Genomic DNA, 18,883 nt, shown 5'->3' with positions numbered 1-18,883 from the left:
CTAATTCACCGGTTATTAAATAAAGCGTTTTACAAATTCAGCTAGTTCAGGTGCTTGGCAATGAGCAAAGAAACATTCTTGAAAACGGGCACCACCTACCGCTTGTTGAATAAGCTCGCTATCAATACTTTCTAGGGCTGATAAATAATCTTTCGCAATATCGGCTTTTAACTGGTTTAAAATACCAGCATTGGTCACTTGTGAGTCTTTGCGCTCAGGTGGGTAACCTTGGCCTTTAACGCCAGTAAAGGCTTTTTCAAAAATATAACGAATATTTAGCTCAGCGCCCCAACCAAAACCTTTGGCATAAGGTAGGGCTAGCGCATTGCCGTTATTAATTTGGGCAAAAAGGTAAGCATCTGACGGGTCAATACAATAACCACAGACAACGCCAGGAAAAGCATTTGACGCCATTAACGCGCCTTGTCCGGTGCCACAACCCGTTACCACGAAATCTACCGCTTTTGAATTAAGCAGCAAGCTGGCAATTATACCTAAGTGGATATAGGTTAAACGATGGTCATTATCACCATCCATACCAACGTTAAACACTTGATGATTTTGTTCGTCGGCAACCGCTTGTAATTGCGCTAAAACAATTGGGTTTTTTGCCGCTTGGCTAAATTCATTCATTAAGGCAATTTTCATTTTGGCTCCTGTTTAATCATTTGTTAATCATCGGTAGCAAAATAATTGCTACCGGTGGCAATGGCGGTATCATAAGGTATTTCGATAAATATTGCGAATAGAATTGTTCGGTTTTATTGAGCAATTGCTGACGATTTTTAAAGGGAAAAAGCCACATGCATTGCACATGTAGCTTATCAATTGCTAGCCCCTTTACTTATTGCCAGCCCAGTCACTTATTCTGACAGGTCGCTTTTTAGATTGCTTTTATGTGGGCTTTGAGCGGTGTTGCTGATACCACTTTTTGTTCGCGATACAGGCTTAATAGTACCATCGTCATTAAAGTACAGGTATTCAGCGGCAACGTGGCGCTGGCGTTTATCGCAAGTTGAATCTTCTGCTTTTATCCAACGATGATAAAATATAAACCATTGTCCTTGGTATTTAACGATAGAGTGGTGATTATTGCTTTGGTGTTCTTGTTCCATAATCACACCTTTATATTGCCAAGGGCCAGTTGGCGAGGTTGCCATATAATAAGTTAATATTCGGTTATTTTCTGGCATGGTGAAATAGTAGTACTTGCCGCGTTTAAATACCCAAGGGCCTTCCATTTTGGGCTCATAACCGCCCATGTCCATTTTGATAAAATCGCCGTCAATTGCGCGCATATCATCGGCCATCTTTGCCACATAATAATCATGCCCCTTGCCATGAAAATACAAATAAGCCTGATCGTTATCATCGATAAACATGCTAGGATCATTGGCATATGGCGTTGTCCATAACGGCTTATCAATCATATCTTTAAAGGGGCCATTTGGTGAGTCACTTTCGGCAATGCCAATGCCCATCCATTTAGTCGATTTCTCAGGATTTACTCTATCTTTGACACCGGTACCAGCCGGAAATACTAGGTAATATTTGCCATTTTTATAGGCAGCATCTGGCGCCCAAGCATAATTATCTGCCCAGCTTAAATTATTTAAACTAAAAATTACCCCATGATTGGTCCAGTTTGTTAAATCACTTGAGGAAAATGCCATCCAGTCTTGCATATGAAAATCACGCTGACATTCTTGGTCATGGCTGGTGTATAGGTATAGTTTGCCATCGGGCCAGACATGGGCTGATGGATCGGCGGTGCGCAAGCCTTTACCTAGCATTAGTGGATTTGCTAGTACATTGAGGCAGATTGTACTTAGCGCTAGCGCAGTGATAAAAAGCTTCATGAATTTATTCAAACTAGTGTTCATTTGGCTATATGTCCTTGTAGTTGCTGTGCTAGTAGCTAAGTTTTAGGTGTTTAGGATCAGGCGTGCGAATAAATTGTAAAATAGGGTGGTTAATTGCTTTTAATTCATTGAGTACCAGCTGCGCCACTTCTCGTGCACCTAGCTGATTAAAGTGGGTATTATCGCGCACGCCATAAGGGTAGTTTGGATGAGTATCTGGCTTGATATGCATAAAGCGTAGTTGTGATAAATTATCACCCTGTGCTTGAAAATAAGCGCGGCTGATTTCATCCATATCAAAAAATGTGACTTGAGTTCGCTTAGCCACTTTTCTTGCTAATGGCGAATAGACGTGGGTTTGTTTAATTTGGCCTTGTTCATCAAAATAGCGGCGGGTTACTGGCGACATTAAAATAACACTAGCGCCTAATTGCTGCGCTTGTTTGATCATTTGACTTAAATTAGCCTGATATTGCTCTGGCGTGGTGTAACGATCCTTTTTTTGCGCTGACTCATCATTATGGCCAAATTGGATAATCACGAAATCGCCTTGTTTAGCGTTATCTAACACTTGTTTCCATAAACCTTCACTAATAAACGTTTTGGTACTGCGGCCATTTTTAGCTAGATTGACCACATTGAGCTTATCTGAAAAGAACGTGGCAAAAGGCACGCCCCAGCCGGTTTCTGGGTAATCTTTGGGATCTTTAATCGCCATAGTTGAATCACCCGCCATAAATAACGTCTGCTGGGCATGAACTTTGGTCGTAACAAAAATAGTGAATAGCAAAGCGCCAAGCGCTAGCAATGGAAAGCGGGTTAACATCTGATACAGTCCTTCTTTTTATGTGCTTTTTTAACGTTGTTATTTGCGTTGTTATATTTTTAAACAATTTACACACGCCAAAGCAAAACTGTGTTGAGTCAATCCTAGCCCGTTACTTTATGAGTTTTAGTGGCTTGTTAGCTGGGTTTTACCGCCGTAGTTGACTCGCGTACCACCAAATATGGGGTGACTTCGCGCGCTAATTCTTGTGGCTTGTGCTCTGAGTTAAATGATTCAATTAGTTTCGTGGTGGCTAGTGCGGCAATTTCTTCTACCGGTCGTTTTATCGTGGTTAGTGACGGAATAATTCGTGAGGCGAAAATATTGTCATCAAAGCCAACTAAAGAAACTTCGTCAGGTATTTTTATGCCTAGATCACTGGCAACTCGAATGACGCCTGCCGCCATTTCATCGTTATTCGCAAAAATAGCGGTGGGTAATGGCGTGGTGCTTAACAGTTGTTTTGCACAATCAATGCCACTGTCGTAACTGTTTTTACCTTCAATAATTCGTTGTTCGCTAATTGTTACGCCGCGCTGGTTAAGGCTGGTAAGCAAACCCTGTAAACGTTCGCGCGATGAACAAAACTGCTGTGGGCCAGAAATTATCGCAATATCTTGATGACCTAATTGACATAAGAGCTCTGCAATTTCTTCCATCGCTTTTCTATCGTTTGAGATAACGATATTGCTAGGATCATCAAGGTCTGCCGACGCTATGCGAACATAAGGAAAGTTTTTATCTCGCAGTGCCTTAGCCAGCTCTTTGCTTTCTGATACTGGCGGCAAAATTAGCACGCCATCTACTTGTGAACGGCTGATAAACGTTAAGCAGTCAGCTATAAAATCATTTTTATTCCACTGGCAAGGGTGAACGACTAGCTCAAACCCTAGGCTAGTACATATATCGAGGGCACCACGTTGCACTTGATCAATATAAAGTGCATCCGGATTGTCATAAATTAAACCGAGTAGGTAAGAGCGCTTTGATGCTAGACCGCGAGCTTGTTTATCAGGCTGATAGTTAAGCTCTTGAATAACCGCATTAATTTTATCTCGCGTCGCTTCACCCACAGCTCCAGAGCCATTTAATACCCGTGATACCGTGCGCTTAGATACGCCGGCAATACGAGCAACATCATTAATGGTTGATTTTAATTTGGGTTCCATAGCTACCTTCTCGGTTTCTTATTAACAGGATTTTAACGAGCGAATTCTAGCACTAGACTACATAAGTTCAAACCATCTAGGTAACGCCTCACTGATGGCGGGAACATAAGTGACCAACATCAACACTAAGAACATCACCAAATATAATGGCACCATAGGCTTAATAATTTTATGGATAGATGTTTTTGCTACCGCACAACTTACAAATAACACACTGCCAACGGGTGGTGAAACTAAGCCAATGGATAAGTTAAGCACCATCATAATACCGAACTGAATAGGTGACATACCTAATTCTGTTGCCACAGGTAAAAATATTGGCGTAAAGATCAGCACCGCAGGAGTCATATCAATAAATGCCCCGACAGCGATCAAAATAAGGTTAATTAACAATAAAATAATGATTGGATTATCACTTAGCGTTAAAAATAGATCGCTAATGGTTTGCGGAATATGGGCATAAGATAGTAGCCAAGACATGGCCGAAGATGCGCCAATGATCAGCATAACAATGGCTGTTGTTTCACTCGCTTTTAATAGTATTTGCGGTAAATCCTTCACTTTTATTTCGCGGTAAACGCCAACCGCCAGTGCCAGTGCATAAAGCACGGCAATAGCGCCTGCTTCAGTTGCGGTAAATATGCCGCCGATAATGCCGCCTATCACAATAAAAATCAGCAATAAACTGGGTAGCGCACCAACGACCTTTTTAATCGCGATGGCTAATGGCAGTCTTGCCGCAACTGGGTAATTATTCTTAACGGCATAAACCATACACACCGCCATTAACGCTAAGCCAACTAAAATACCAGGCAGGTAGCCGGCAATAAATAGGGCCGCGATTGACACACCACCACTGGCAATGGCGTAAATAATTAAAATATTAGAGGGTGGAATTAACATGCCTGTAGTGGCAGCTGACGCGGTAACAGCGGCAGAGAAGTTCTCATCGTAGCCGTGTTTTTTCATTTCCGGCACCATAAAACTACCAATGGCAGAGGTTGCTGCAACAGCAGAGCCGGAAATCGCGCCAAACAGCATGCAAGACATGACATTGACCAAAGCTAAACCACCGGGCAGGGCGCCAATTAGTGCCATTGCACATTCAATTAAGCGTTTAGCAATGCCACCTTGCCCCATGATCAGGCCAGAAAGAATAAAAAATGGAATAGCGAGCAAAGCAAAGCTGTCGATGCCGCCAGCAATTTGTTGAGCGATGGTGGTTGATGCCGGCGTAAAATCGACATGCACTAACATCGAAAATAACGTGGCTAAGGCAATACAAATAGAAATTGGTACATTTATAAACAGTAGGATGAAAAAAACGACCAGTAAAATTACTGCGGTAATATCCATTACAGCTCTCCCTCGTTGGTCGCTTGCTGTTCGAAGTTTTTAAGTGGCTGACGAGCAATTGTTATTAGGTTTTCTAAGGCATACAAAGTAATTAGCACCCCAGAAAGCGGGATCACGCTATAGACCAAACCCATTTGCCAGCCTAACGCCGGTGATATTTGTTTAAGCTCAAGCGTAAGGCTAACCAGTGAAATACCGCCATAAGTCATAATACTTAACGAAAACAAAATTACCGTCAGCTCAATGATAATTAAGGTCAGGCGTTTAGGAGCCGCAGCCATTTTACTGACCACTAAATCTAAGCCTAAATGTGCTTTAGTGCGATAAGCATATGCGGCACCGAGCACGCCAATCCAAATCAGTAAAAATCGCGCTAACTCTTCGGTAACAGAGCTAGGAGCAGCCAATACAAAACGTGAAAATACCTGCCAGCTTACTGCGACAACGATGGTGGTCATTAGCACCATCAACAGTTTTTCTAAGAAGTGATTGAGATACGACATCATAAGATAAACCTACATTTGTTTTATTTTAGTTATTTGCTCGCCTACTGGCGTATTAGCAAATGAGGCATGAAATGCTTGTACTTTTTGTTGAAATGCCGCTTTATCTGGATAAATCACTTCAACGCCCTCTGCTTGCACTTTGGCTAGCGCATCATCTGAGGCTTTTTGCCACAGCGATTTTTGGAACTCTACTGAATCTGCCATTGCTTGTGAAAGCCATTGCTGCTGTTGCTGAGTTAATGATTCCCACACCGGCAAGCTGGCTAAAATAATGTCAGGGACAAAGGTGTGTTCATCTAAACTGTAATAGCGGGCAATTTCATAGTGGCGTGATAAATAATAACTGGGTGGGTTATTTTCTGCGCCGTCAACCACACCTTGTTGCAGTGCAGCGTATAATTCGCCCCAAGCAATTGGTGTTGCAGCGCCGCCAAGGGCATTCACCGTTGCTACCGATGTTGGGCTATTCAGTACGCGAATTTTTTTACCGGTCAAATCATCAGGAATTCGAATAGGACCGTTGACGGTATAAAAACTACGGCTACCCGCGTCGTAATAGCCCATACCCTTTAGGCGGGCAACTTTCGCTTTTCCCAGTAAAGATTGACCAATGTTGCTATTAAGTACTTTCCAAAAATGTTCACGATCGCGAATTAAGTAGGGCAGACTAAACACTTTAATTTCTGGAACAAAGCCTTCTAATGAACTGGCGGAAACTTTGGTCATTGCTAAACTGCCGATTTGCAATAATTCGACGAGCTCTCGCTCTGAGCCTAATTGACCACCAGGATAGATCACTAGCTCCATAGTGTTATTGGAATAAAAGGCCAAGCGCTCAGCCATATGCTCCATCGCGATATGGACAACATGGCGAGTATCTAGGGTATGAGCCAGCGTCAATCTGGTTTTATTATTATCTTCGCTACATGCAGATAGCGTTAGCAGTAATGCGATTAAAATTAAGCGCAGGGCAATCATAATACTTACCTGTTGTTATTTTATAGTTTTTAGCTTTAGTTATTGTTGTTGCTAAATTTTATTTTTGCTTAGCGATTATTTCAGTTCGTTAGCTGCGTATTTATCCATATCGTCATAATCTAAATTTTCACCAGCCATGCCCCAAATAAAACTATAATTTTGAGTACCGCAACCTGAATGAATTGACCAAGGTGGCGAAATCACTGCTTGTTTATCTTGCACCCAAATATGACGGGTTTGGCTAGGCTCCCCCATAAAATGACATACAGCTTGTGATTCTGGTACTTCAAAATAAAAGTACACTTCGTTGCGTCTATCATGTTGATGCGCCGGCATGGTATTCCAGACACTGCCGGGTTTTAAACAAGTAATGCCCATTTGCAATTGACATGTTTGCACAACGGTATTGATCAAGGTTTGATTAATATCGCGATGGTTCGCAGTTTCTAAGCTGCCCATGTGCAGAACGTTAGCATCGGCAACCGGAATTTTTTTACTTGGGTAGGCATGATGTGCTGGTGCCGAGTTCAAATAGAAATAAGCTGGCGCATTAAAATTCTTACTTTCGAAACTAACACTTTTAGTGCCTCGACCTAAATACAGCGTATCTTTATAGGTCATTTCATATCGGGTGCCATCGGCAATAACGACGCCATCGCCGCCTACATTAATAATGCCGAGTTCACGATTAAATAAAAAATAGTCAGCTTTAAGTGAATCTATGATGTCGAGGGGTAACGCTTTCGTCACTGGCACGGCGCCGCCCACCATAAAGCGCTCATAATGAGTGTAAACCCAGCTGACTTTATCGGTTTGCATGATGTTATCGGCCAGAAATGCTTGGCGCAGCTGATCAGTATCCATGCCTTTAACTTCATTTGGGCCTATGGCGTAACGGTTTTCAAATACGGTTTCAGTCATCGTCATATCCTTTATTTATTAGCCACTATCTTGCTAACCAGCCGCCATCAACAGCTAAGATGTGACCATTAACATAATCACTGGCAGTTGATGATAAAAATATTGCAGCGCCTACTAAGTCTTCTGGATTTCCCCAACGGGCAGCAGGAATACGACTTTCAATTTCTTTATTACGCACCGGATCATCTTGTAAAGCTTGCGTATTGTCAGTACGGAAATAGCCAGGGGCAATGGCATTGACTTGCAAATTTTTTGCGCCCCATTCGTTAGCAAGTGCTTTGGTTAAGCCGGCTACTGCGTGTTTACTAGCTGTATAGGCCGGAACGGTAATACCACCGGTATATGACAGCATAGAGGCGATATTGATAATTTTGCCACGACCTTTTTCAAACATCGCCGGAGCTAATTTTTGTGCTAATAAAAAGCTAGCGTCAAGGTTGACTTGAATCACTTTTTGCCATTGATCATAAGGGTAATCAACGGCAGGACTTCTAAAAATGGTGCCACCAACGTTGACTAAAATATCAATACAGCTATGTGCTGCTAGTGCCTGTTCGGCTAGGGCAATAACCGATGATTGCTCACTTAAGTCTGCTGCTATTTGCTCGGCTTTACCACCAGCAGTCGTGATTAATTCAATGGTTTGATCACAAACATTTGCTCGGCTACTGCTGCAAATCACTGCAGCACCTGCGCTAGCTAAACCTTGCGCTATTTTTTGACCTAATCCACGGCTGGCACCCGTTACCAAGGCTACTTTGCCGGACAGATCAAATAATTCCATCGTGTTATTAATGCTACCGGTAATATTCATAGTGACCTCGATTTATCTCTTTAATTCACAGGGTTTAACTTAATGCGGTGAATTAAAAAAGGAAAATTTAAATTATTAAACGCTTATGGTTTTGTATTTTTTGCTACCGGTAGCAAAATGTCAAATAAAAAATTGCCACCGGTGGCAAAATGCAGTAATTTAAATAGTGAAATTATTTGGCAGGCCAATTTAAGGCTTTTGAAAATAACGCTTCTAGCGCTTATTTTTTGTTTTTGTCACAGTGGGATAAACCATGAAACAATTAAATCGACAACAATTTTCAACGCAACGTTACCCAAATAAAATAATTCAGTTTGGTGAAGGAAATTTTTTACGGGCATTTATTGATTGGCAAATCGATCATTTAAATAAAGATAATCAGTTAGATGCTGGTGTAGTAGTGATTCGCCCGATTGATTATGACACTTTGCCATTGCTTAACGAACAAGACGGCTTATACACCACCATTATTCGTGGCATTGACGAGCAGGGTAATGCCGTTGAACACACGCGAATAATTGACTGCGTTAATGAAGAGATCCCCGTTTATCGTCAATTTAATCAGTTTATGGCATTAGCTGAAGATGAAAAGATTGAAGTCATTTTTTCTAACACCACCGAAGCGGGTATTGAATATATCGACAGCGACAAACTTGATGATGCTCCGGCAAAAGCGTTTCCGGCGAAGTTAACTCAGTGGCTATTTAAACGTTATCAACACTTTAGTGGTAGCAGTGATGCTGGTTTAATGATTATTCCGTGTGAATTAATCGACTATAACGGTGAGAAGTTAAAAGAAATTGTCCTGCAGTATTGCCAATTATGGCAGCTTGAACAAGGCTTTGTAGATTGGCTGGAATCGGCGAATCATTTTTGCTCGACACTTGTTGATCGCATAGTTACTGGCTTCCCGCGTGATGAGCATCAGGCGTTACAAGAAAAGCTCGGCTATCAAGATAACTTTATGGTGACTGCCGAATATTTTCATTTGTTTGTTATTCAAGGGCCTGCTCAGTTAAAAGAGGTACTGCACCTAGAAGGCAGCGATCTTAATATTTTAGTCGTTGATGATATTTACCCGTACAAACAGCGCAAAGTCGCTATTTTAAATGGTGCGCATACGGCCATGGTGCCGCTGGCATATTTAGCCGGCATCGATGCGGTAGGTGAAGCAATGGCGGATCCGCTGTTCGGCGAATATGTGCAGAAATTGATTTTTAATGAAATTATTCCAACCTTAGACTTACCTAAAGACGAGTTAGAAGGTTTTGCTAATGATGTCATTAAGCGTTTTCAAAACCCTTATATTCATCATTTGCTGATTTCTATTGCCCTTAATAGTATGACCAAATTTCATACCCGCATTCTGCCGCAATTAACGCAATTTGTAGAAGATCAAGGAAAAGTGCCGACGCTAATGGCAAGCGCCATTGCTGGGCAAATTTTGTTTTATCGCGGTAAACGAGGTGATGATGACATTGCGTTATCGGACAACGAACAATGGTTAGCTTTGTATAAAAAATTATGGCAACAGTATGACCAACAGCTAATTTCGTTAGACGATTTAGTTGCTCAAATCTTGGCTGCTGATTGGCATTGGCAACAAGATTTAAATCAAATTAATGGTTTGCATCAGCAAGTTAGCGAAACGTTACAAGGCTTTATTAGCGACGGTGTTCGCCCAGTGCTGACCAAAATAATTGAGGCTCAATAATGAAAAAAGCAATTCGTTTACATGCATCTGATAATGTCGCTATTGCTTTGGCACCATTAGCTAAAGGTGAAATTCTTGATATTGATGGCATTGAATTAACAGTGCTAGCAGATGTTGAGAAAGGTCATAAAGTAGCGCTTACTGATATTAGCGAAGGCATTGATGTGATTAAATATGGCGCGCCTATCGGCCATGCAACTCAAGCTATTGTTAAAGGCCAATGGGTGCATACTGACCAAGTAAAAACCAACTTAAGCGATGAACTTAGTTATCGTTATCAGCCCGTTTCACTTGAAGATAACGCCACCACTGATAACTCGCCAGAAGTACAAATTTATCGCCGAGAAAATGGCAATGTTGCGATTCGAAATGAGCTTTGGGTTATCCCAACCGTAGGCTGTGTTAACGGCATGGCAGCACATATGGTTAAAGAGTTTTTAATGGCAAATCCTGAGCTTGAGATTGATGGTGTCCATGTTTTCCCGCACCAATTTGGTTGTTCACAACTTGGTGACGACTTAGAAACAACGCGGGTATTACTGCAAAATATGGCGAAACACCCTAATGCTGGTGGTGTGCTTGTGGTTGGTCTTGGCTGTGAAAATAACCAAGTCAGTGTCTTTATGGACGGCGTGCAAGATGTTAGCCCTGATCGCATTAAATACCTTATTACTCAACAAGTGGAAGATGAAGTTGAAGCTGGTGTTGAAATGCTAGAGCAGCTTTACCATGTCATGCGTCAAGATAAACGCGTACCAGGCAGATTGTCTGAAATTCGCTTCGGCCTTGAGTGTGGCGGTAGCGATGGCTTATCCGGCATTACTGCTAATCCACTATTGGGTGAATTTTCCGATTACTTAATTGCCCGAGGTGGCACTACTGTGCTGACTGAAGTGCCGGAAATGTTCGGTGCTGAAACCTTATTAATGGCGCGCTGTAAAGACGAAAACACATTCCATAATTTAGTTGATATGGTCAATGGCTTTAAACGCTATTACAAAGATCATAATCAGCCAATTTATGAAAACCCGTCGCCGGGTAATAAGCGTGGTGGTATTACTACCCTTGAAGATAAGTCATTAGGTTGCACGCAAAAAGCAGGGCGCAGTCAGGTTCAAGCAGTACTTAACTACGGCGAAATAATCAGCGAGTCAGGTTTACATTTACTCAATGCGCCGGGTAATGATGCCATTGCCACCAGTGCGCTTGCTGCTTGTGGTTGTCATATGGTGTTATTTACTACTGGTCGCGGTACGCCATACGGTGGTTTTGTTCCTACCTTAAAAATTGCTACCAATTCAGAGCTCGCCAATAAGAAAAAGCACTGGATTGACTTTGATGCAGGCAAGCTAATTGACGATACCAGCATGGATGATTTGCTGAATGAGTTCATTCAACTGTTAGCGGCAGCTTGTAGTGGTCAGCAAGTGAAAAATGAACTCAATGCTATTCGAGAAGTCGCCATTTGGAAAAAAGGAGTAACCCTTTAATGGCAGAGCAGGGCATTGCGATTATTGGCGAGTGCATGGTAGAAATTTCGGGACAACCGTTTGCTATTATGCGCCAAAGTTTTGGTGGTGATTCCATCAATACCGCGATTTACCTTCGTCAATTGCTTAGCGCCAAATGTAGCGGCGAACAGGAAAGCGGCGAACAAGTTGCTGCACAGAAAAACTCTCCGGCGCAAGTCAGTTACATTACGGTAATGGGCGAAGACTCGTTAAGTCAGGCCATAATTGATAAATGGCAAGACTATAACCTTGACACCCAATTTGTGCTGACCAACCCAAATAAAAACGTTGGTTTGTACTTAATTCAAACTGACGAGCATGGCGAGCGTGATTTTCATTATTGGCGTAATGATTCTGCTGCCAAATATTTAATGCAGCACTCGGGTATTGAGCAAGTATTGTCAGCCATTGGTCACTATCAAGCCTGTTATTTATCTGGTATTAGCATCGCGATACTACCGGATGAAGATAAAACTTTATTAATTAACGCTCTTAAAAAGCTCAAGGCGCAAGGAGTTAAAATTGTTTTTGATAGCAATTACCGTCCTCGTTTGTGGCAGTCAGTTGAGCAGACTAAAAGTTGTTATCGTGAAATGTATCAACTAGCTGATTTACTCTTGTTGACTTTTGACGATGAACAAGCGGTTTGGGGAGATCAATCCGTAGCTGATTGCGCAATGCGCCTAAGTGAATTTACCCCACCAGAGTTAGTGATTAAAGATGGTGCTAATGGCTGTTTTTATATTGCTGGCGAGATTAATCAGCATATCACCACTTCTAAAGTTAATGAGATTAAAGATACCACGGCTGCTGGTGACTCATTTAATGCCGGATTTTTAGCTGGCTGGTTAAAACAGCTATCGCCTGAAATATGTGGTCGTTGGGGCAATCAGCTTGCTGGTCAAGTCATTCAACAGCAAGGCGCGATAGTGCCGATAAATCTTGAGCTGATTGAGTAATCGTTATGATAAGAATGATAAAACCTATTACCGCCGCTTTTTTAGTGTTAATACCACTGTTTTTGCCAATTCAACAGGCTAGTGCTGAGCAATTAAACTCCGCCATTTTAAAAGTCGGTAAAAATCAACGTTATCAAACGATACAAGCGGCAATAGATGCTAGTAGTCGCTTCAATCAAGCGATTATTTTGGTTGAGGCGGGGACCTACCCAGAAAAGTTATTTATTACCCGTAACAATTTAGCCATTGTTGGACAGTCGGCGGAAAATACCATAGTGCGCAGCAGTATTTTACGCAGCACTTGGCGAGGAAGTCATCCTAACGATTGGGGCGCAGCTGTGGTTAATATTAATGCGCGAGATATCAGCCTGATCAATTTAACCGTAATCAATGATTATGGGCGAAACCATAATACCGATGAACATCAGTTTGCGGTACGAGGTTTTGAGCAAAGTGATCGCATTATTACCCACAATTGCAAACTTATTGCCGATGGTGCAGATACCTTAAGTTTATGGAATAAACATGGTCGTTATTATCATTCACATTGCTACGTTGAAGGTTATGTCGATATGGTTTGTCCGCGCGGTAGTGCGCTTATTGAAGACTCAATTTTTTTTAATAAAAAGCAATCGGCAACGCTGTGGCATGACGGCGAACTAAATGCCGATTATAAATTTGTGGTAAATCGCAGTAGTTTTGATGGCATCGACGGCTTTTGGTTAGGTAGACATCACTATGATGCTCAATTCTATTTACTCAATTCTCGTTTTAGTGAGCGCATGGCTGATAAACCGATCTTTCGTAAACGTTACCCACAAACGCCAGAACGCGAACGGGCAAACTTATATGGCAGCCGTTACTTTTTCCAAGGTAATGAATTTCCAAATAACCTAACTTGGCTTAATGATAATTTTAGGCTTAATGATGCGTTAGCTAGCGAGCAGTCATCGTTAGCATCTTGGGTGTTTGACGGCCAATGGCAGCCAAGTGAAACATTAAAAAACTTGCAGCAACAGTTGGACGCAGCCGGTTTATATCAAACCATACAACCTTTTAATTATTAATATTTTTCAGTGGAAACCTGTAAATGAACTCGTTTAAACAACTTATGGGGCAACAACGTTTGTTGCCAATTATTCAAGCTGATTCGGTTGATGATGGCATCGCTATTGCCAAAGCGATGAAAGACGGCGGCATTGAATTAGTCGAAGTAGTGCTGCGCACAGACGCTTCACTTGATGCGTTAGTTGCAATCAAGCAAGCTTTCCCAGAAATGAAAGTTGGAGCGGGTACAGTGACCAGTAAAGCAATATTAGATCGAGTACTGGAAGCTGGTGCTGATTTTATTGTGACACCCGCTATTTCAGCAAAATTAATTGCTGAACTTTCTCAGGTGAATGTGCCTGTACTTCCAGGTGTCTCTAATACTGGCGATATTTTATTAGCCATTGAACATGGTTTTAGTGAATTAAAGTTATTTCCAGCTAGCTTATCCGGTGGTCACCAATTTATTAAAGCAGTTGCATCAGTTTTTCCAAATGTTTGCTTTTGCCCAACAGGCGGCATTAACCAAGAAAATAAAACAGAATACTTAGCATTGGCTAACTGCTTTGCCGTAGGCGGCACTTGGATGGTAAAACCAGAGTGGGTAAATGCTCAAGACTGGCAGAAAATATCGCAAGCTTGTCGAGACGCGAGTTAGCGATATTATTAAAGATAAATTTATAAAGACTAAAGACTAAAGACTAAAGACTAAAGACTAATGACTAAAACGCCTGACTAATTGTCGGGCGTTTTGCTAAGCGCATTGTATCAATATAAAAGGCATCAATTTAAAAGCATCGATTCAAACCTGTTTCGAATAACAGTATGTGCTCATCGATTGCCAGATAAGATTACTAGATAAGTTTACTTATGAGCTATCGCTTGGTAATCAATGCCATCCAATTGGTACTTATTATTTAACGCTTGCAATTCACCGTTTACGATAAGCTTATGTAAGACTTGATTAAAAGTATTTTTAAACTCTGCTGATTGTTTACCTATGGCAAAAGCAAAATAGCCTAAGTTAACGATAATCGGAGGCTCTAATGGCGCAACTTTATCTTTTATTGCAAGTTGTTTAATCGTGTTAAAAGCAGCTCTAGGGTGAGTTGCACACAAGTCGATTCTATCTTTAATTAACATTTTAAAGCAGGCTTCAACATTGTGGGCTTTAGTGATATCTAACTGCGTATTATTGTTAAGCAACGGGCCATAGCTCCAGCCGCGGATCACACCAATGCGTTTACCGGTTAATTGTGAAGCTTGTCCTTGCCAAACAACGTTAGCACCTAACTTTTTGTAGAATACTATTGTGTCTTGATAAAACGGATCTTGACTGTACAGCATGTACTTTTCACGATCCGCTGATTTATAAGGGCCAATGAACATATCTGCTTGACCACTTTCCATCATTTTTAATGCCCGAGCGAGCGGGTAAATTTTTATCTCAAGTTCAATGTTAAGTTGGTTGGCAATTTTGTTGATTAACTCTATGCCTAGTCCTGCAAATTCACCATTTTCAGTTTGTTCAGCAATAAAAGGAAAGTGACTGGCAATCACTTCTAGGCTTTTTGCCTGTATGGCATTAATGCTGAAAAGGAAAACGATTAATATTAGAAGGTACTTCATTTAACGGCTGTGATTTCTCATGTAAATATCGATAAATAAAAGCTGAAAAAAATTTTCACTTGTTAAACCGATTGTTTACTAAACATTAACATTACTATTTGGTTAATCAATAGCCTAATAACCGATATTTGATTTAAATTCAGTTTTTTAGCGCTTTGAGCCTTAATCACAATAATTTTGCTTTGCTGTATAACTTTTAAAATCTGATTTTTATTTTGAATATTAATAAATGCTTGGCTTGGTAACTGATTGATAGTGTTATTTATGTATTTAATTCGGGTTATAGGTCGTAAACAAAAAAATACGAAAATACACTTTGTGTTGTGTGTTTTTTGAACGCTTCTAGCTTTACATCATGGTTTTCATTCGTATAATGCCGCCGGTTTTTATAAGTCTATCTACAGATTTTCATATCGAGGTTGTCATGAAAAAGTTCGCTTGTGTTTTACCTTTAGTTTTAGCTGCTACAGCATCAAACGCTGCATCTTCAAATATTCAATTTGTTGCCCACAATGCATCACTAGAAACTAATTTATGTATTTTTGCTGCTCAAAATGGTTATGACGCGGCAATAGCTGAAGCTAAAAAATTGGGTAAAAATACATATGCTGCTGCAAACATGCAATGTAACGGCGAGAGCATAAAATCTTTTGCTCAATCATTTGAAATGATCCCAGTTGTGCAAGCAACACCAAAAGAAGTTGTTGTTATTGCAGGCAACCAGTCAGAAGAAAGCCAACTATGCCTTAAAGCGGTAAAAGAAGGTCTAGAAACTATTGGTCACAAAGCTTCTTCATTAACGTGCAACGGTCAACCAGTTGCTAGCTTTGTTAAAGCTGTTGCTAAATCTTAATTTAAGTAAAAGTTAAGCGTACTTTCTAAAAGAAAAGTTCAGCTAAAAGAAAAGCCAGAGTTTAATACTCTGGCTTTTTTGTCTTTGAGCGTTTTATTATTTATGCGCCAATTAAGTAGCGCGTATATTTGCCACAGAGCTTTTTAATGAGCTTGCTAATAACTAATGTGCCGAACAGGCCACAACCTAAAAACAAAGTACCTAAAATAATAACGAGCCATGGGTTATTAGTTAACAGCTGCTGTTCTTTCAAAATACCAACCAAATACAGCAATAATGCAGGGTGAATAAAGTAAATAGCGAATGAGTAATTACCTATGCTATCTACCCATTGCGGTATTTTATGCTCCAGCAAATAAACGCCATCAAGCAATAACAAGGCTAACGCTAATTTTTGTAGATAAAAGCCAGACTCTAATAGAGAAACCTCACCAAGCACTTTTATCTCTATTTGGTAGAGAAAAATCAAAAACGCGCTGGTTATGATAAAGATGACAAACAGCAAACTGCGGTAGCGTCTGATATGTGCCAATGATTGATGAAGGTTTCCGCCTATTAACATGCCTAATGTATAAGGGCCTAAAAAATAAACCACTGTGCTCCAACTAAACATTGGCCATACGCGCGAACAAACCAGTGGTGCTAGTAAAATTAATGCTATCAATATCGAGCGTCGACTAATGAGTAAAGACAGTAATGGTGTTGCTATGAAAATAATCAGTAACACTGGAATGTACCACAGGTGAAAGCCAGCCAGCCCTTGAGGAATATTATTAAGGGTTGCTGATAAATAGCCCGCAAAGTTGTTCGGTGTAATGTCATAAAAGCCTACAAACATCAGTTTCCACTGTATTAAGCCGTAAACGAAACTAATAACAATATAGGGCGACAATACATATTTCATTTTATTGATAAAAAAGCGTTGCCAACCTTTTTGTTCAAGTACCAATGAAAACAATAAGCCTGATATTAAGGCAAAAATAATTGTACCATCGTGAAATAGGGTTTCAGTAAATGCCGATAATAGCTTTAACTGTGGATCAAGGCTAAAGTCAGGACTATAAAAGAAGATCGGTAATGACCAGCTATGAGCAGCAACAATTAAGGTAATAGCTAAAGCGCGGTATAAGTGCAAAGGTCGATGAAATTGGTTGCTAGCAACAGTGGAGTTGGCTGGCTTTTTGACTGGCGTGTCTGAGACTGAGGAGTCTAACATGGTGATCACGGGCTAGCGGTTCTTGTCATTACTATAGTGAAATTTTAGGTAAACCGTTAACTCTAGTCACAATCTACGCATTAATACCTTAAATAAAAACCAATAAAAAATCATAACTTTTTGCCATGTTACGCCCCGTAGCTAACTATATGTAGTACAATAAATTTATTGTTAATTTGATAAGTGAGTCGAACTGTGAACCAACCTTTATCTCAATTAGTTGAAGCCGGTGTCGCGACAGGGAAAGATGTTACAACCTTGTTGGATTATGCACGAAAGCATGGCTTCGCCTATCCTGCTGTTAACGTAGTTGGCAGCCATTCTATTAATGCTGCATTGGCGGCGGCAAAGTCGGTAAATTCACCGATTATCATTCAACTGTCACATGGCGGTGCTTCGTTTTTCTTAGGAAAAGACGCTGGTCTTTCCGGCAATGATGCTGCTGTTGCTGGCGGAGTTGCGGCTGCTCATTATGTGCATCAAGTGGCTAAAATTTATGGTGTGCCAGTTATATTACATACTGACCATGCTGCCAGAAAGTTATTGCCTTGGATTGATGGTTTACTTGCCGCAAGTAAAGCTCAGTATTCACAAACAGGTAAACCGCTATTTAGCTCGCATATGATTGATTTATCTGAAGAATCATTAGAAGAAAATATCTCGACCTGTGCCGAGTATCTAGCGCAGATGGCTGCGCTAGATATGACGTTGGAAATTGAATTAGGCTGTACTGGCGGCGAGGAAGATGGGGTGGATAACAGCCATTTAGATAGCTCGTCACTTTATACCCAACCGGAAGATGTTGCTTATGCTTATGAAAAGCTGAGTGCTGTCAGTCCAAACTTCACCATTGCAGCATCCTTTGGCAATGTCCATGGCGTATATAAGCCTGGCAATGTCAAACTTACGCCGAAAATTTTACGCGATTCGCAAACGTATGTTGCAGAGAAGTTTGCTTTAGCTGCAAATCCACTTAACTTTGTGTTTCATGGCGGCTCTGGATCTTCACCAGAAGAAATTACCGAATCTATTGGCTACGGCGTAATTAAAATGAATATTGATACTGATACCCAATGGGCGACATGGCAGGGCGTAAAAGACTATTACCAAGAAAACCAAGGTTACTTGCAAGGCCAAATTGGTAATCCTGACGGTGACGATAAGCCTAACAAAAAATATTACGACCCGCGCGTATGGTTGCGTCATGCCGAACAATCTATGACTAAACGTTTAGAGCAGTGTTTTAGTGAACTTAACTGCTTAAATCGTTTTGCTTAATTACAGCTAATTTGTGTGTATAAAAAAAGCCGGTCATTGACCTAATACCGATCAGTTAGGCATTTATTTACAGATCAATTGAACGATCTTCTGAGTATGTAAAAATCCGATAAACAATGTTTATCGGATTTTTTATGCTCGTTTCTCAAGCCCTAGATGTCATTAATCATTGGAAGCCTAACCAAGTTGAAACACTTGCTGATTTATTGCCTTTACCGTTAATCGAAGAAGCATACTCGCTAAC

The 18,883-nt window shown here is 40.8% G+C and carries 18 protein-coding genes; 7 read left to right on the top strand and 11 right to left on the bottom strand.

Annotated features, from left to right (window positions below; translation table 11 throughout):
• Positions 1–15 precede the first annotated feature (15 nt).
• The 9 genes from ACOB82_RS10550 to ACOB82_RS10510 all read right to left on the bottom strand — a co-directional run bounded on the left by ACOB82_RS10550 (position 16) and on the right by ACOB82_RS10510 (position 8,402).
• Positions 16–648, bottom strand: coding sequence for an RpiB/LacA/LacB family sugar-phosphate isomerase (locus ACOB82_RS10550; protein ID WP_448212953.1), 633 nt, complete (start codon positions 646–648; stop codon positions 16–18).
• Between the two features lie 215 nt (positions 649–863).
• Positions 864–1,859: a family 43 glycosylhydrolase gene (locus ACOB82_RS10545; protein ID WP_448212952.1), complete on the bottom strand. Its 996-nt coding sequence runs from the start codon at positions 1,857–1,859 to the stop codon at positions 864–866.
• A 52-nt stretch (positions 1,860–1,911) separates the two neighbouring features.
• Entirely contained in the window at positions 1,912–2,688 is a 777-nt protein-coding gene (locus tag ACOB82_RS10540) for a rhamnogalacturonan acetylesterase (RefSeq protein ID WP_448212951.1), read from the bottom strand.
• Between the two features lie 137 nt (positions 2,689–2,825).
• Positions 2,826–3,857: a LacI family DNA-binding transcriptional regulator gene (locus ACOB82_RS10535; RefSeq protein ID WP_448212950.1), complete on the bottom strand. Its 1,032-nt coding sequence runs from the start codon at positions 3,855–3,857 to the stop codon at positions 2,826–2,828.
• 57 nt (positions 3,858–3,914) lie between these two features.
• On the bottom strand, positions 3,915–5,213 hold the full coding sequence (locus ACOB82_RS10530) for a TRAP transporter large permease (protein ID WP_448212949.1): 1,299 nt from the start codon (positions 5,211–5,213) through the stop codon (positions 3,915–3,917).
• Positions 5,213–5,719 (bottom strand): TRAP transporter small permease, encoded by a 507-nt coding sequence (locus ACOB82_RS10525; protein WP_448212948.1) that lies wholly within the window; start codon positions 5,717–5,719, stop codon positions 5,213–5,215. Before ACOB82_RS10525 ends, ACOB82_RS10530 begins: the two co-directional genes overlap by 1 nt.
• Positions 5,720–5,728: 9 nt before the next feature.
• The gene (locus ACOB82_RS10520) at positions 5,729–6,697 is read right to left on the bottom strand and encodes a TRAP transporter substrate-binding protein (protein WP_448212947.1); all 969 of its coding nucleotides are present in this window, start codon (positions 6,695–6,697) and stop codon (positions 5,729–5,731) included.
• 75 nt (positions 6,698–6,772) lie between these two features.
• Positions 6,773–7,618, bottom strand: coding sequence for a 5-dehydro-4-deoxy-D-glucuronate isomerase (gene kduI, locus ACOB82_RS10515; protein ID WP_448212946.1), 846 nt, complete (start codon positions 7,616–7,618; stop codon positions 6,773–6,775).
• Between the two features lie 25 nt (positions 7,619–7,643).
• Positions 7,644–8,402 carry an SDR family oxidoreductase gene (locus ACOB82_RS10510; RefSeq protein WP_448213039.1) on the bottom strand — a complete coding sequence of 253 codons (759 nt, stop codon included), beginning with the start codon at positions 8,400–8,402 and terminating at the stop codon, positions 7,644–7,646.
• A 283-nt stretch (positions 8,403–8,685) separates the two neighbouring features.
• On the opposite strand from ACOB82_RS10510, the gene ACOB82_RS10505 reads away from it, so the two are divergent.
• From ACOB82_RS10505 to eda, 5 genes are read left to right on the top strand one after another with little or no spacing between them, the layout of a single operon-like run.
• Positions 8,686–10,146, top strand: a complete 1,461-nt coding sequence (locus ACOB82_RS10505; protein ID WP_448212945.1) for a tagaturonate reductase — start codon at positions 8,686–8,688, stop codon at positions 10,144–10,146.
• Positions 10,146–11,636: a UxaA family hydrolase gene (locus ACOB82_RS10500; protein WP_448212944.1), complete on the top strand. Its 1,491-nt coding sequence runs from the start codon at positions 10,146–10,148 to the stop codon at positions 11,634–11,636. Before ACOB82_RS10505 ends, ACOB82_RS10500 begins: the two co-directional genes overlap by 1 nt.
• Positions 11,636–12,616, top strand: a complete 981-nt coding sequence (locus ACOB82_RS10495) for a sugar kinase (protein ID WP_448212943.1) — start codon at positions 11,636–11,638, stop codon at positions 12,614–12,616. The genes ACOB82_RS10500 and ACOB82_RS10495 overlap by 1 nt, the downstream gene beginning before the upstream one ends.
• Positions 12,617–12,621: 5 nt before the next feature.
• Positions 12,622–13,683, top strand: coding sequence for a pectinesterase family protein (locus ACOB82_RS10490; protein WP_448212942.1), 1,062 nt, complete (start codon positions 12,622–12,624; stop codon positions 13,681–13,683).
• 23 nt (positions 13,684–13,706) lie between these two features.
• Entirely contained in the window at positions 13,707–14,321 is a 615-nt protein-coding gene (gene eda / locus ACOB82_RS10485; RefSeq protein WP_448212941.1) for a bifunctional 4-hydroxy-2-oxoglutarate aldolase/2-dehydro-3-deoxy-phosphogluconate aldolase, read from the top strand.
• 206 nt (positions 14,322–14,527) lie between these two features.
• Here the strand turns inward: eda and ACOB82_RS10480 are convergent, their stop codons facing one another.
• Positions 14,528–15,292 carry a substrate-binding periplasmic protein gene (locus ACOB82_RS10480; protein ID WP_448212940.1) on the bottom strand — a complete coding sequence of 255 codons (765 nt, stop codon included), beginning with the start codon at positions 15,290–15,292 and terminating at the stop codon, positions 14,528–14,530.
• A gap of 424 nt (positions 15,293–15,716) precedes the next feature.
• Between ACOB82_RS10480 and ACOB82_RS10475 the strand changes: the two genes are divergently transcribed.
• Entirely contained in the window at positions 15,717–16,145 is a 429-nt protein-coding gene (locus ACOB82_RS10475) for a hypothetical protein (protein ID WP_448212939.1), read from the top strand.
• 100 nt (positions 16,146–16,245) lie between these two features.
• On the opposite strand, the gene ACOB82_RS10470 is transcribed toward ACOB82_RS10475, so the two are convergent.
• A complete protein-coding gene (locus ACOB82_RS10470; RefSeq protein ID WP_448212938.1) occupies positions 16,246–17,361 on the bottom strand; it encodes an acyltransferase family protein in 1,116 nt (371 codons plus the stop codon).
• 195 nt (positions 17,362–17,556) lie between these two features.
• Between ACOB82_RS10470 and fbaA the strand changes: the two genes are divergently transcribed.
• Positions 17,557–18,639, top strand: coding sequence for a class II fructose-bisphosphate aldolase (gene fbaA / locus ACOB82_RS10465; protein WP_448212937.1), 1,083 nt, complete (start codon positions 17,557–17,559; stop codon positions 18,637–18,639).
• Positions 18,640–18,883 lie beyond the last annotated feature (244 nt).

The sequence above is a fragment of the Colwellia sp. MEBiC06753 genome (assembly GCF_053470325.1).
Note: the sequence above shows the minus strand (reverse complement) of the source record. Positions and strands in the feature narration are given on the sequence as shown.

Excerpts from the sequence above, each read along its gene's own strand:
- ACOB82_RS10545 (WP_448212952.1), bottom strand. The coding sequence starts at position 1,859 with ATGAAGCTTTTTATCACTGCGCTAGCGCTAAGTACAATCTGCCTCAAT.
- ACOB82_RS10475 (WP_448212939.1), top strand. The coding sequence starts at position 15,717 with ATGAAAAAGTTCGCTTGTGTTTTACCTTTAGTTTTAGCTGCTACAGCA.
- ACOB82_RS10525 (WP_448212948.1), bottom strand. The coding sequence starts at position 5,719 with ATGATGTCGTATCTCAATCACTTCTTAGAAAAACTGTTGATGGTGCTA.
- ACOB82_RS10490 (WP_448212942.1), top strand. The coding sequence starts at position 12,622 with ATGATAAGAATGATAAAACCTATTACCGCCGCTTTTTTAGTGTTAATA.
- ACOB82_RS10530 (WP_448212949.1), bottom strand. The coding sequence starts at position 5,213 with ATGGATATTACCGCAGTAATTTTACTGGTCGTTTTTTTCATCCTACTG.
- ACOB82_RS10480 (WP_448212940.1), bottom strand. The coding sequence starts at position 15,292 with ATGAAGTACCTTCTAATATTAATCGTTTTCCTTTTCAGCATTAATGCC.
- ACOB82_RS10510 (WP_448213039.1), bottom strand. The coding sequence starts at position 8,402 with ATGGAATTATTTGATCTGTCCGGCAAAGTAGCCTTGGTAACGGGTGCC.
- ACOB82_RS10505 (WP_448212945.1), top strand. The coding sequence starts at position 8,686 with ATGAAACAATTAAATCGACAACAATTTTCAACGCAACGTTACCCAAAT.
- ACOB82_RS10520 (WP_448212947.1), bottom strand. The coding sequence starts at position 6,697 with ATGATTGCCCTGCGCTTAATTTTAATCGCATTACTGCTAACGCTATCT.
- eda (WP_448212941.1), top strand. The coding sequence starts at position 13,707 with ATGAACTCGTTTAAACAACTTATGGGGCAACAACGTTTGTTGCCAATT.
- ACOB82_RS10540 (WP_448212951.1), bottom strand. The coding sequence starts at position 2,688 with ATGTTAACCCGCTTTCCATTGCTAGCGCTTGGCGCTTTGCTATTCACT.
- ACOB82_RS10495 (WP_448212943.1), top strand. The coding sequence starts at position 11,636 with ATGGCAGAGCAGGGCATTGCGATTATTGGCGAGTGCATGGTAGAAATT.
- ACOB82_RS10535 (WP_448212950.1), bottom strand. The coding sequence starts at position 3,857 with ATGGAACCCAAATTAAAATCAACCATTAATGATGTTGCTCGTATTGCC.
- ACOB82_RS10470 (WP_448212938.1), bottom strand. The coding sequence starts at position 17,361 with ATGTTAGACTCCTCAGTCTCAGACACGCCAGTCAAAAAGCCAGCCAAC.
- ACOB82_RS10500 (WP_448212944.1), top strand. The coding sequence starts at position 10,146 with ATGAAAAAAGCAATTCGTTTACATGCATCTGATAATGTCGCTATTGCT.
- ACOB82_RS10550 (WP_448212953.1), bottom strand. The coding sequence starts at position 648 with ATGAAAATTGCCTTAATGAATGAATTTAGCCAAGCGGCAAAAAACCCA.
- kduI (WP_448212946.1), bottom strand. The coding sequence starts at position 7,618 with ATGACTGAAACCGTATTTGAAAACCGTTACGCCATAGGCCCAAATGAA.